We start from the raw sequence: 12,136 nt of genomic DNA, 5'->3' as shown, positions 1-12,136 counted from the left end.
TCTTTTCTTGTAGATACGATTAGTAATTGAATCCAAGTTTCTTAACTCCTTCTGCAATTTTCATGATGACACCACCAATAAGAAGATGGTATTCGCCAATTCCTTTTTCATTTACGTACCAACACATATAGTGCCTAATACCTTCTTTTGCCCCATGGTCATGTAAAGGAAAAGGAGATGCGTATTTTTCAGGTAACATATTATTATCACCGAAAGGAACCTGTTCTGCAAGTGCAAAACGTTTCTTCGAATCATTTATAATCCAACAACCATAGTTTACTGATCCATACCATATTGCGTCTTTATGAATTGGATCAATAGAAGGTTGTGCTGGATAGCTTTCAGCTAGTATTTGCGCTTTCTCTTCACGAAGTTGCTGATGTATGTGTGAATTCAATGGATCTTCCGTTCCGATTTCATAGGTTTCCTCAAAGTTACCACACTCATAAGGTACAAGGGGATTATTTGAATCAGCTGCTAATTGCAGACTGCAAGAATCTGATTTTGAAAGATAATATACACAGTCTTTGCAGGTGAAATAGTTTGAAAAAGCTGAATCACTTTCTGGTTCTGTTCCGGTATTATTTACTACAAGTTTTAACATGTCTATCACAATCCTTTTTAGGCTAATTCGTAAATTAATATAGACGTATCATATCATGCTTATAAACAAATGTAAATATTTTCCAAATAAAAATAACCTTATTAATTTTGAAAGGACTGTTTGTATTGAATAGAAATCGAGAATATATCGCTTTGCGAAATTCTATATTAATAGGCTGGTTACTGACATGCATCGTAATAGGCCTATCTATCTATTTTTCTTCTGTTGTTTATTTATTAATCGGATGTTTCATTCTATCGTTAAAATACGGATTAATGGGTACCGTGAAAAATGTCGAAAAATGTTTGCCTACCTGGGCCAACTTTGGCGTCATTGAAAAACCAGTGAATCGAAGAGTGACTAGACCTTTTCAGTTTCGAGGTGGGCTCCTTGTTTCATTAGCATTAGGATTCGTAGAGATGGTGATTAAAGGCTTATGTATCTCATATTTTATTTTAGGATTAGAAACGCACGTATATCGTTTAATGCGCAGAAACGCAAGGGTGTAAAAAGGAGGCTTCTATTATGAAAGTATTGATATTTGAATTAACTCTCATTGTGGTCCTGATTCCGTTGAATAGTGTTGTGAAAAAACATGTACCGAAATGGAAAGGAAAAGCCGGAGAGAAATTAGTAAAACGTATATTGAGCAAGTTGGATTCTCAAAATTATTGCGTGTTACATGATGTTACGGTTAATACGGAGTATGGTGATACAACGCAAATTGACCATATTGTTATCGCGGAAACCGGTGTATTTGTGATAGAGACGAAAAACTACGAGGGATGTATCTATGGAAGTGAGAAAGCAGCAAGATGGACACAAGGTATCTTTAGAAAGAAACACTCTTTTCAAAATCCATTTCGACAAAACTATAAACATATAAAAGCGATTGAATGGGTAATGGAACAACAGCTGCCGTGCATCTCTATAGCAGCATTTTATCCAAAATGCAGTTTAAAAAGGGTACATGTTCATTCTAAAGGTAAACACGCCCTATATTATAACGACTTAAAAAGTTGTATTGAATCATATACTGAGGTGCAACTAACAAGTGATGAGGTTCAACATATTTATCAAACTATGTTGCGAGCAAACATTATGGATAAGGGTATTGAAAAGAAACATGTGAAGTATTTACAGAATAAGTTTGCTAAACAATAAGAAATGGAGAAAGGCCAATGTTATATGTAGTAGGATTTATCGTAATCTCTGTAATAGCTATTCGTCTTAACGTGAAGTATTACCGGTTAAAAGGAGAGACAAAGAATTTTGTAATAAAAAGAAATGATTAAAGTAAAAATAAAGTGTATTCTGAGAGGTTTCTTCACTTATGCAATTTGAGCTGTCTTAGAAGTTTCTGAAAGGGGAATAAATTTGCTAAGTGTGAGAACCGTGGTATAAAAATGTGATAAGGGTATTTTCAAAAGCGATTAATATAATCTTACATATTTAATTAATGGGTAAAGATTAGTGAATAAACAAGAACGTTATATATTATATATAACGTTCTTTTATTTACCCTTCTTTTGTCTTTAGGTCTTTATAGATAACAAATCACATTTTATTGATGTGTGTAATATGTTCCAGCTGCATTTGTAAGAAGCTCGGTTACCATTTTTGTATACTTTTGGATGTCGTTCTCTTCTTCAATTTTTATACAAGGGAAGTGCATCATATCACCATGGTGAACAGATCTGAAACTTGATTCACCGATATCATAAGTAAATGCACGTAAATCTGCACCATAAATTACTGTGTGTATGAAATAGGGTCCTAATGAACCTTTTAACTTACCAAGATTACTAATGGCATCACTAACAATTCTAGTTGCATAGTTAACAAAATCGTTTCCGTTATTAATTGAAGATAACCAATCATTATCTACAATCTCAACAATTCCTTGGCGATTGATGTGATGATATGAATGCGCCATTTCACCATAAATACCATCAAAATGAATCTTTATTTCTGAAGTTGTTCTTCCGAAGGTATTTAAAGTGAATTGATCATGTTGTAAATTATTTATATAAGTATCATAAAGGAATGATTGAATGGGAATTACATGAATCAATACTCCATAAGGACGGTCAGTTAAGCAATAACCTTTGTTTTGTTGAATTGCTTCTAAGCGACTGTGATGAAATTGTTTAATTTCTTTCTCAACGTCACGCGACATATTAAATCTCCTTTTAACTTCAGTGTAGTCTAAGTCGTATTTCCCTGTAGAATTTCTCCCAGTAAATTTCGACTTATTTGAAATGTGAGGACCGGAGTAAGATTTACCAATTCTAATGTGTAATATATACAAATCATCTTTAAGTTGATGAAACTGCATTTCAAGAGACGATAATTGAGGTTCAATTGTATCACGAAGCGTATTCTCTATTGCTTGGGCATAATCATCTAAACTCATGTCAATTTTCATACCAGGAACAGAAGTTACTACCCCTTCATCTTCTTTAACACCAATGATCATGTCGCCACCAATTGTATTGGCAAAACTAGTCACATCACGTGCAAATTCTTTTTTTCCACTTGCACTTTTCAAATCTACACTTTCTTTGTATTCAATGGTTGTCCCCTCAATAATTGGGTAAGTTATCAAGTTGAAATAATCTTGAATTGTAATTTTGGAAAATGGTTTACGTATCATTTATTTATCCCCTTCGTTTCGTAAAGTAAGTAAAATTCCATATATACAGATTATATATTCATTATAGCAAACTTAAAATTTTTATTGATATTTTTTAAAAGGAAATGAATTATCGTTTCTCAGTTAATGGTGAAAATACAAGTTGAATTTTGTTAGATAAACAAAAAATATGTGTTATATAAAGATTAAATAATGAATTCTACCTGTACTAATTTAGTATTCTTAAAAACATCATAGGTATATAATAATACTATCTGATGGATACTAATTAGAATGATAGGTGATATTATGGTTAAGAGACAACATTATGTACCAAGATTTTATCTTAAATATTTCGCGGTAAATGATAGGGTAAATTACTATGATAAAATTTTATCCAGAAAATTTTCTAACACACATGTAGATAATGTAGCACAGCAAAGATATTTTTATGATTTATCGGAAGAATCCTTAGGTAAACAGCAAGAAAATGCCAACAAATCCATGGACTCTCATTTTTTTGATAAGCAATTTTTAGAAGGTTATTTTTCTAAATTAGAAGATGGATTTGCTAAAAGTTTTAGAACAATTAACGAGAAGCTATATAATTCGCCTAATATATTCGAAACTAACTTAATTGATATCTTAAGTGAGGAGGAGAAGATAGATTTAGTCTTCTTTATAGCCTTACAAAGTATTAGAACGCCTGCTTACAGAGAGTTAAGTGGAAATTTCATATATATGCTTCAAGTAAATATACCGGATTTTACTGATATCTTACCAGATGATAATGAGAGATTATTATTTCATTTAGCTTCTGGTGTTTTGGATAGAGTTGGGAGATATCTATTAAGTGATAAGTTCGAGTGGTATCTTGCTGTTATAGAGAAAACTGAAACAGCAGAATCTCAGAATTGGAGAACGGCATTAATGAAACATGTTAATATTACTGATGAATTTCTAATTTCTGATAATCCTGTTGTAAATATTAAACACATCAAGAAAAATACTTTGAATATTTCAACTGAATTTTGTTTACCACTATCACCGAAACATTTATTAGTTATTAGGGAAAGAAACTATCCTTTTGAAAAGCCGGATAATTCCATCTTTATTCCGAGTAACAATATAATTCGAGTTTATAATGAATATCAAATACGTTTTGCAACAAGAAAAATAATATATAATAATAGCACTAATGAGAAAAAATTAAATAAATATTTTAAGCTTTATCCACGTGATCACACTCATAATACAGGTACTTTCTGTGTGCATGAGTGGGAGGGGAAGATCAAAATATAATAGTCAAGTAACATGATTTTTTCTATAAAAATATTGCTACATTAAGATTTTTAAAAACATAACGTGCTATAATTATAGTAATCCAATACTAAAAAATCATATTTTAAAAGGACACACCTACGTATAACTATAGCGTAGGTGTGTCCTTTTTTGTTTAATGAAGAAAAAAGATTAGAGGTTTTATTATATGATGTTTTAAAGTGTATATTTATTTAAAATTGTTTTTATTTCTGTATTGATAATTTTTAAGAGGATCCCACTTACATATGAAGAAAATAAATCTAAAGAAAGTTTATGTGTCGCTTTATGAAATTAAAATTATATATTATGAGGTTCAAATGTTAAACTGGATTTAGTAGAGTAATGGTATAGTCTATAAGTCTTTTAAAAGCAATTATGTGGGAGAGGAGTTAAATTTATGTTAGTCATTAATAATTTGAAAATTAGTGGTATTGGCGGAATAAGTGAATTAGAGATTAACTTTAATAAGGGACTGAACCTAATTTGTGGACCAAATGGTGTGGGGAAAACTACTATATTAGATAGTATAGCCGAAGCCTTTAGTACTGGACAGAGAAATAAGGTATTAAAGAAAAACTCAAATTATACAATTGGTACATGTAAATTGAAATATTCAGGTAATGATTTAGAAGAGAAAATTTATACATATGAGGTTCAAGGATTTACTCCAAATGAAGAGGTAGGTTATCATAGCTATCTGGAAAAAGAGGTATATAATCTTATATATTTTAAAACAGGAAGATCCTTTTTATATCAAGAGTTGGAAGGTATATCGAAAGATCCAGAAAGGGATGTTCATACTCTATATGCACAGTCGGCAGAGGGGATAAGATTTGATGATTTTAAAAGTTGGTTTATAAACAGATATGTTTTTAACCACATAGATAAACAATTAAGAAAATCTGAGAAAAAAAATATTGAATTATCTATCAGGAGTTTTAATTTACTATACGAAAACATTAGTTTCAAAAATATCAAACATGATACGTTTGATATCTTTTTAGAAACCCCAAATGGTGACATATATTATGAATATTTATCTTCAGGTTTTAAATCTTGTTTATTTATCATACAGGGGTTAATAAAAGAAATCGAATTTCGCTTTAAAAATGAAAGTGAAATGGCCGTTGAAGATTTTCAGGGAGTAGTATTAATTGATGAGTTAGATCTCCATCTACATCCTCATTGGCAATCAAAACTACTTAACATTTTAAAAGAGATTTTACCTAAAGCACAAATCATCGCGACAACACATAGTCCACATATGATACAGAATGCTGCAATCGAAGAAATTTTACCTCTAGCGATGGATCAGGATGGGAAGCTGTTTTTACGTGACCTTCCAAACAGCAAATATGGATATCAAGGATGGACTGTTGAAGAGATTTTGGTAGATGTCATGGGATTAGAAAGTACTCATTCTTCCGTTTATAAAGAAAATTTAAAAGCATTTGAGGAAGCCATAGAAAGTGAAAATATAGAGGAAGCCCAATTAAGATATAGAGAATTAGAGTCAATGTTGCATCCCAATAACCCGCTACCAAAAATTTTGAGGCTGCAAATAGCAGATATCGGTGGTGTGATAGATTGATACACATACAGCGTCCGGCTTGTCCAAAAAAGTTGACAGAAGAAGTAAAAGACAACCTAACTCATGAATTTATTACTAGTAAGAAAAGTGTTTGGGGACAAACATATATAAAAAAAGCCTTATTAAAAATGTCCTATAGTAAATGTGCTTACTGTGAATGTAAGTTGGACAAAGAAAGTATGTATATGGAAGTAGAGCATTTCTTACCTAAAAATATTTATCCACGCCAGGTGGTTGAATGGAAAAATCTATTGCCTAGTTGTAAGAGATGTAATGTAAAAAAAGGGATACACGATCCCAATGAGGAATCTATAGTTAATCCTGCTGAGGAGATTCCAATAGAACATTTAACGATGTCTAATTTTCGTATTAAGGGGAAGAATGAAAAAGGAAAGAATACAGTTAGTGTTTTGCATTTAAATGAAAGTGATAGAATTTATTTAATGCGAGTTAACGTGGGAAATAAAGCGATTGATACGATAGAAAACCTATTACGTCGCGCTGAAAATATTGAAAGTAAGAAAGATACGACTGTTGAGAACAGGAATGCTGTTAAAAATGGCGCCTTACAATTATTAAAGGAAGCTCAGAAGGATGCAGAATACGCTGCTACTGTTTCTACGATGTTATTTACTACTGATGATTTTTTTGAACTTAAAGAAACAATGGTTCGCTTAAATTTATGGCAAGACGATCATCAAGAATTATTCATTGCCGCAGAAAAGAATACATTAGTGAAATCTGTACACCCTTCTACAGTAGGGTGACCTTATAAATATTGTTCGGAAACTAGTTTCATTATTAGGAAGGGAAGAAAGATTACTTTGAAGAAAGTAACTTTGAGGGGGGGAACATTATAGAAACTTATTTACTAAAACAATATCAAAAGAAAATGATATCGCAAAATCTTAAATTTCATATATAAAATTAATAAGAACTATGATATGATGAAAGTAACAAAATACTTCTAAAACTATCTTGCAAAAGGACACACCTACGCATACATATGCCATAGGTGTGTCCTTTTTTATGTATTTTTAAGATTTCAAGACTCAAAAGGGGGATATATATTGTGTACCAGTAATATAGCATCTGCTAATGTATCTTTTGAAAAATTGAAAAGTCAGGAAGAGAATGAAGAAAGTATGGTGTCAATATGCCCGCATTGTAAGGAACGGTCATATACAGCACTTTATAATGATTATCCAAAATGGATAGAGTTTTGCCTATGTTGTAATTATCAAGAAGTAAATACATTGGAAAGTCCGTTTGTTTATTAGATGCAGCTATTTACGTATTTTAAGTAGGAGGAAGAAATTTCGATATGAAAATATGGATTAAAGCCATTTGTATAACATCATTCGTAATTCAAATGTCAGCATGTAACAGTTCTACGCAAACAAAAAATGATTCGAGACCTGCCCAAGCAGTACAAAACGGAATACATCAGCACGTAGAAGGGAAAGGTATTGTTGATATTCCAGAAGCTTATATGGGGAAATTAAAAGGCTTAGAGATCGTTAAAGGGAAGGCATTACATATTAAAGACGGAGATACGATAGACGTAAACGTAAAGGGGCAGAAACAGACGGTAAGGTTACTGTTATTAGATACCCCTGAGTCTGTATCTCAGAAAATTCCACCACAAAAGATGGGAAAAGTGTAACCTTGGTTTATGATCAAGGACCAAAAGAAGACAAGTACGGTAGGAAATTGGCTTATGTATTTTGTAATGCTATACACATCAATGAATTAATGGCCAAGTCGGGTTATGGGATTATAGCCTATATTTCTAAACCTAATACTACATTACTACCCGAAATGCTAGAGGCAGAAAAAGAAGCAAAAGAATCAATGGCTGGAGTGTGGAGCATTAAAGGGTTTGTAGATGAAAAGAAACGGCATTATAACCGTAATGATGCAGCTTAGCACCCTAATCCATTGCAATACAAATATTTGTGCAAAATGGAGGTTTTTTGAATGGATGAAAACAAAAGAAATATGCTCTTATCCTTTATCATTTCAATTTTATTTATTTTTGTGAGTCTATTGCCATTTAGTAATAATGAATATGTGTATGTTATCTCCAAAATTGGTGCTGCAGCTGGTGTAATAAATATTGTGATGATGAGCGTTTTCTTGTATTTTCAAAGCAAAAAAACGGGACATTTATTAAATTAGTGAATTAAAACTTAGTAGTTTTCCTTACTTATATCTTTTTAAGCTTGGTAAGGAAAACCGTAAAGGAGTGTGAAAGGTGAGTCAAGTACCTGGATTTTTGAAGTTTGTTTTAGCGAAAGAAAGACGGTATGTATATTTAGTTGTAGCAGAAAAGAAAAACAAAAAAGTACATACACACATGGTATATGGATTTGGTCCGCTTGAAAAAGCATTAGAAACCATGTACGAAATGCGTGATGATTTTGAAAATCTTTTTCCTCTAGAATTAAAAGAGAGGGGATACGACTGGGAAGATATTAATGATTGGATACTTTCTATTGAAACAGGGTACTCGAAACACAGAAATAAACTAGTCATATATTAGCAAATGTTTTGCATTAAAAAAACAGGTGAGGCGAAAATAAGATGTCGATCATTCAAAAGTATCACATTCCAATTGCTTGGACGATAGCTACTAGTGCAATGCTCATAAGTTTGATTTTTAGTGAGTGGATGAAGCTGCCTCCATGTGATTTGTGCTGGTATCAAAGGATGGCCATGTATCCATTAGTGTTAATATTGGGAATAGGAATGTATAGAAAAGATCCTAATGTAAGTGTATATGCATTTCCATTTGCATGTATTGGATTAATAATAGCTGTCTATCAAATTACGATTCAGGCTTTTCCAACAAGTGAACTGAGGATATGTTCAGTAGGTGTTTCTTGTACAGAAGATCATTTGAATTTGTTTGGTTTCATCTCAATTCCTATGCTATCTTTTGTTGGGTTTTTAGCTATAATCGTACTTCTGTACATAAAACCAAACAGTAAATTAAATCGTAGTAAAACAGATCGCTAAACAAGAAAAATTTATATATAAATATGATTAAATGCATTAAAAACTGAATTTAAAAATAAAAAATATAAAAAGGGAGATAACAAAAATGAAAACACTACAAGTAAATAAAGAAATGAACAAAATTCCAGAGGCAGATGTAGAATTACTTAAGATCATGGCTCATCCAGTTAGGCTACAAATTGTAAAAGAGTTAGAACATCGTAAGATTTGCAATGTAACCCAGTTAACGGAGCTATTAAATATACCTCAATCTACCGTATCTCAGCATCTTTCTAAAATGCGTGGGAAAATTCTCCGTGCAGAAAGAAAAGGATTGGAGATGTACTACCATGTTGCGAATGCTAAAGCATGCCAGATTGTCGGAGTATTAGGTCTGTAATTTTAACTCGAAATAGGGTAATAGAAAGAGTTTTGTTAAATATAGCTGCAATATCTGATGTACTGCAGAATAAAAAATTTACAAGCTTAGGATGTAGCCCTTCTAATGATGGGGGAAGAATGTGTTTCTTAACTTGATAGCAATGTGAGGCTATCCCTTATAAGAATTAAATGTATAAATTTATATATAAACAGATTCTAAAAAGACTAGGGCTTTATCCCTAGTCTCTGTTATTTATGGATTTCGTCTATCTTTTTAGTATTTAAAAGTTATTACTGGTCCATCATACAGCTACCTTTACAAATTATCGTTCCCGTGTAAGCTGCGGTAAATCCAGCCCTCTCAATTTTAATCGAGTGAAGAGATAATGTTCCTTTAAATCCATTCACATCATAGTAATAGGTTTGTGCTTCTTTTCTCCGGTGCGATAAAAGACATCTACTGACAACGATTTAGTAAATACATCACTTAAATTCAATTCTATTTTGTTTGTTGATGCTGCACTAGCATCCGTTGGAAATGATAGTGCGGTAAAGCTAATACCAAAGGGAAGGTAGTAGATAGTAAGACTGAAAGTATCTTTTTTCTTTTCGCGACTTAACCCCATGCCCATCAAGCTAACCAAGTAATTTAATAGGTACGAAATGATTCTTGTTTCAAAACTAGTAAGTGATAGAAAAGTAGGCATGCTAAAGAAGCCTATTAAAACGCGATTTTTTCGCTAGGCAGCTTGTCTATGCTTCACCGCCGTTTTATACACAATCCCTAGAATATCAAAGACGGTCATCTTCTTATACCTATGACATTTACGACCGTTTTTTTTGAGCAGCTGATAAAGGCGATGTAGAATTTTTAAAAGTTCTTCTGTGCCAACGGCTATCGCTTGAAACAGTAATGGAAAGTAATCTTTAATCATATAAATCGCTTTGTATTCACTCAGCTCCTGCTTTTTCTTTTCAAGCAGAAGCTGACGTATTTGAAGCATCGTAGAAGAACAGAGGAGAATGCCGATGAGTTGTCCATATAAATGGCACTCTAGGCGTTCTCTTTTTATATTTTGACATTTATCAATTTCAAAGAATGACTTCCACGTTTTAAACAAAATTTCAATCTGCCAACGAAGTGAATATAATGAATGCACGTAGTTCGTCGGTACGTCTTCTAGCGACGTGTTCGTGATATATACATTCATGCCCATTAAACGTTTACTTTTATCCTTCATGACAATGCCTTTCTTCTTTTCACGTATCGCTTGGTTTTTCAGACGTGTTTTCGTTTGATCATCGGTTAAACGATGGATAATAACACGTGCTGGAAGTTTCTGATTTTGGCCAATGTATGCCTCAGGGATTTCTATCGTTTCACCAGGGATTAGACCAGACATCATTTGTGTCATATCAAGCTGGATGTATTCTGTCTGCTTTTTTACCGTACCATTGTTGAAGTATTCGGGTTCAGGGTTCTTAGTATAAATGCGTGTATTCAGCTTCAACCGAGAGATATAGTAAGCCTCTTTATCATGAATGGTTTGTAAGTCTCCTAAATCGAAGTAACCAAGATCACGTAAACACAAATCGCCTGCTTCTACGGTTTCAAGGCAGATGGTACCATATGTTTTATCATTATTCTTTCCTGGCCCAAGCTGCACGTTAAGAAATTGACCACTAAGTAAATCGTATTCTAATTGGATTTTCACGCCTGCCTTATTACTACTCCCACCTGAACCTTGATAGTCAGTAGCGAATTGATCAGGTAGTTGAAACACTGTTGCATCTAGAATACGGATACGATTAAAAGTAGAGATTATATGTGCAGAAAGTGAGTGATATGAACAGAGTTTTTGTGTGAGAAGGGAAGTAAACACTTCTCGAAGAAATGCGACAGCTGCTGGATTAAAGCGTTGATTCAGTCCTTCTGGGCTCATGAGTGTAGCTGTATTTGTATAAAGCTGACTACATAATCGAGTAAGAGAATCGCTTGCTACGTGTTGACTAATCCAAATACATAAAGCGGACAAATCTCGTGCGCCATATTTACTTTTACGTTTTACGAAACCCGTCTCCTGTGCGAGCTGTTGAAGGATACTTGGGGATAGATATCGCTGTAATTCTTCAGCGAATAAATGAAACTCATCTTGAATCGATAGAGTCATACAAAACGCCATCCTTTCTGTATTTTTCTACAAAAAGAATAGCGTTTTTTTGATTATATGGATACAAATTTACCTTAGATTGATAGCGATGTATGGTAACCCAAATTAGACCAACGATTTCTCCTTGGCTGAGTTTCGCTCCCCGACTTTTCCTATGGAAACGTAGAAAAACAAATGATTAAACAATTTATATTTTGTCTTTTTGTGGCTTTGTAAAATAGATTGATCATTTATAACAAAGTTTGATAATTAATAATAAAGATTGATGAAATTGTTAATTCAAATAAGACTTGTATTTGAATTAGGGAGCTATTTTGAATTATTCGTAATCTAAAATAATCAAATTTTATTTTACAGTATCAACAAAACAAAATATTGACCACTCGGTACAAAAATAGTATTCTATTCATGTTATCTTTAAAATGAGAGGA

At 32.6% G+C, this 12,136-nt stretch carries 13 protein-coding genes and 1 pseudogene; 11 read left to right on the top strand and 3 right to left on the bottom strand.

Translation table 11 applies throughout. The annotated features are described in order from the left end of the window. Positions 1 to 19: 19 nt before the first annotated feature. On the bottom strand, positions 20 to 604 hold the full coding sequence (locus ACZDYH_RS28820; RefSeq protein WP_474887813.1) for a hypothetical protein: 585 nt from the start codon (positions 602 to 604) through the stop codon (positions 20 to 22). Positions 605 to 729: 125 nt separating this feature from the next. On the opposite strand from ACZDYH_RS28820, the gene ACZDYH_RS28815 reads away from it, so the two are divergent. Both ACZDYH_RS28815 and ACZDYH_RS28810 read left to right on the top strand, forming a co-directional pair. Next, on the top strand, positions 730 to 1,113 hold the full coding sequence (locus tag ACZDYH_RS28815; RefSeq protein WP_474887811.1) for a hypothetical protein: 384 nt from the start codon (positions 730 to 732) through the stop codon (positions 1,111 to 1,113). A gap of 16 nt (positions 1,114 to 1,129) precedes the next feature. After that, the gene (locus tag ACZDYH_RS28810) at positions 1,130 to 1,768 is read left to right on the top strand and encodes a nuclease-related domain-containing protein (RefSeq protein ID WP_474887809.1); all 639 of its coding nucleotides are present in this window, start codon (positions 1,130 to 1,132) and stop codon (positions 1,766 to 1,768) included. A gap of 400 nt (positions 1,769 to 2,168) precedes the next feature. Here the strand turns inward: ACZDYH_RS28810 and ACZDYH_RS28805 are convergent, their stop codons facing one another. Then, positions 2,169 to 3,260 (bottom strand): AlbA family DNA-binding domain-containing protein, encoded by a 1,092-nt coding sequence (locus tag ACZDYH_RS28805; protein WP_474887807.1) that lies wholly within the window; start codon positions 3,258 to 3,260, stop codon positions 2,169 to 2,171. A gap of 288 nt (positions 3,261 to 3,548) precedes the next feature. Here ACZDYH_RS28805 and ACZDYH_RS28800 point away from each other — a divergent pair, with 288 nt between their 5' ends. The 9 genes and pseudogenes from ACZDYH_RS28800 (at position 3,549) to ACZDYH_RS28760 (ending at position 9,553) form a co-directional block, all read left to right on the top strand. Continuing rightward, positions 3,549 to 4,541 carry a DUF4238 domain-containing protein gene (locus ACZDYH_RS28800; RefSeq protein ID WP_474887805.1) on the top strand — a complete coding sequence of 331 codons (993 nt, stop codon included), beginning with the start codon at positions 3,549 to 3,551 and terminating at the stop codon, positions 4,539 to 4,541. 418 nt (positions 4,542 to 4,959) lie between these two features. Next, the gene (locus ACZDYH_RS28795) at positions 4,960 to 6,153 is read left to right on the top strand and encodes an AAA family ATPase (RefSeq protein WP_474887803.1); all 1,194 of its coding nucleotides are present in this window, start codon (positions 4,960 to 4,962) and stop codon (positions 6,151 to 6,153) included. Then, a complete protein-coding gene (locus tag ACZDYH_RS28790) occupies positions 6,150 to 6,920 on the top strand; it encodes an HNH endonuclease (protein WP_474887801.1) in 771 nt (256 codons plus the stop codon). Before ACZDYH_RS28795 ends, ACZDYH_RS28790 begins: the two co-directional genes overlap by 4 nt. 303 nt (positions 6,921 to 7,223) lie before the next feature. Continuing rightward, positions 7,224 to 7,433: a hypothetical protein gene (locus ACZDYH_RS28785; protein WP_474887799.1), complete on the top strand. Its 210-nt coding sequence runs from the start codon at positions 7,224 to 7,226 to the stop codon at positions 7,431 to 7,433. Between the two features lie 44 nt (positions 7,434 to 7,477). After that, a pseudogene (locus ACZDYH_RS28780) lies at positions 7,478 to 8,082 on the top strand (thermonuclease family protein). Positions 8,083 to 8,133: 51 nt separating this feature from the next. Continuing rightward, positions 8,134 to 8,334: a hypothetical protein gene (locus tag ACZDYH_RS28775; protein WP_063549926.1), complete on the top strand. Its 201-nt coding sequence runs from the start codon at positions 8,134 to 8,136 to the stop codon at positions 8,332 to 8,334. Positions 8,335 to 8,410: 76 nt separating this feature from the next. Then, on the top strand, positions 8,411 to 8,698 hold the full coding sequence (locus tag ACZDYH_RS28770; RefSeq protein ID WP_474887797.1) for a hypothetical protein: 288 nt from the start codon (positions 8,411 to 8,413) through the stop codon (positions 8,696 to 8,698). Positions 8,699 to 8,739: 41 nt separating this feature from the next. Further along, on the top strand, positions 8,740 to 9,174 hold the full coding sequence (locus ACZDYH_RS28765) for a disulfide bond formation protein B (RefSeq protein ID WP_474887795.1): 435 nt from the start codon (positions 8,740 to 8,742) through the stop codon (positions 9,172 to 9,174). An 85-nt stretch (positions 9,175 to 9,259) separates the two neighbouring features. Beyond that, entirely contained in the window at positions 9,260 to 9,553 is a 294-nt protein-coding gene (locus ACZDYH_RS28760; RefSeq protein WP_088118876.1) for an ArsR/SmtB family transcription factor, read from the top strand. Positions 9,554 to 10,274: 721 nt separating this feature from the next. On the opposite strand, the gene ACZDYH_RS28755 is transcribed toward ACZDYH_RS28760, so the two are convergent. Then, a complete protein-coding gene (locus ACZDYH_RS28755) occupies positions 10,275 to 11,705 on the bottom strand; it encodes an IS4 family transposase (RefSeq protein WP_474887793.1) in 1,431 nt (476 codons plus the stop codon). Positions 11,706 to 12,136 lie beyond the last annotated feature (431 nt).

Source organism: Bacillus sp. EB V-12 (genome assembly GCF_056158125.1).
The sequence above is the reverse complement of the archived record's forward strand: the minus strand, read 5'-3'. Positions and strand labels throughout refer to the sequence as shown.

Excerpts from the sequence above, each read along its gene's own strand:
- ACZDYH_RS28820 (WP_474887813.1), bottom strand. The coding sequence starts at position 604 with ATGTTAAAACTTGTAGTAAATAATACCGGAACAGAACCAGAAAGTGAT.
- ACZDYH_RS28810 (WP_474887809.1), top strand. The coding sequence starts at position 1,130 with ATGAAAGTATTGATATTTGAATTAACTCTCATTGTGGTCCTGATTCCG.
- ACZDYH_RS28805 (WP_474887807.1), bottom strand. The coding sequence starts at position 3,260 with ATGATACGTAAACCATTTTCCAAAATTACAATTCAAGATTATTTCAAC.
- ACZDYH_RS28800 (WP_474887805.1), top strand. The coding sequence starts at position 3,549 with ATGGTTAAGAGACAACATTATGTACCAAGATTTTATCTTAAATATTTC.
- ACZDYH_RS28795 (WP_474887803.1), top strand. The coding sequence starts at position 4,960 with ATGTTAGTCATTAATAATTTGAAAATTAGTGGTATTGGCGGAATAAGT.
- ACZDYH_RS28775 (WP_063549926.1), top strand. The coding sequence starts at position 8,134 with ATGGATGAAAACAAAAGAAATATGCTCTTATCCTTTATCATTTCAATT.
- ACZDYH_RS28765 (WP_474887795.1), top strand. The coding sequence starts at position 8,740 with ATGTCGATCATTCAAAAGTATCACATTCCAATTGCTTGGACGATAGCT.
- ACZDYH_RS28760 (WP_088118876.1), top strand. The coding sequence starts at position 9,260 with ATGAAAACACTACAAGTAAATAAAGAAATGAACAAAATTCCAGAGGCA.
- ACZDYH_RS28755 (WP_474887793.1), bottom strand. The coding sequence starts at position 11,705 with ATGACTCTATCGATTCAAGATGAGTTTCATTTATTCGCTGAAGAATTA.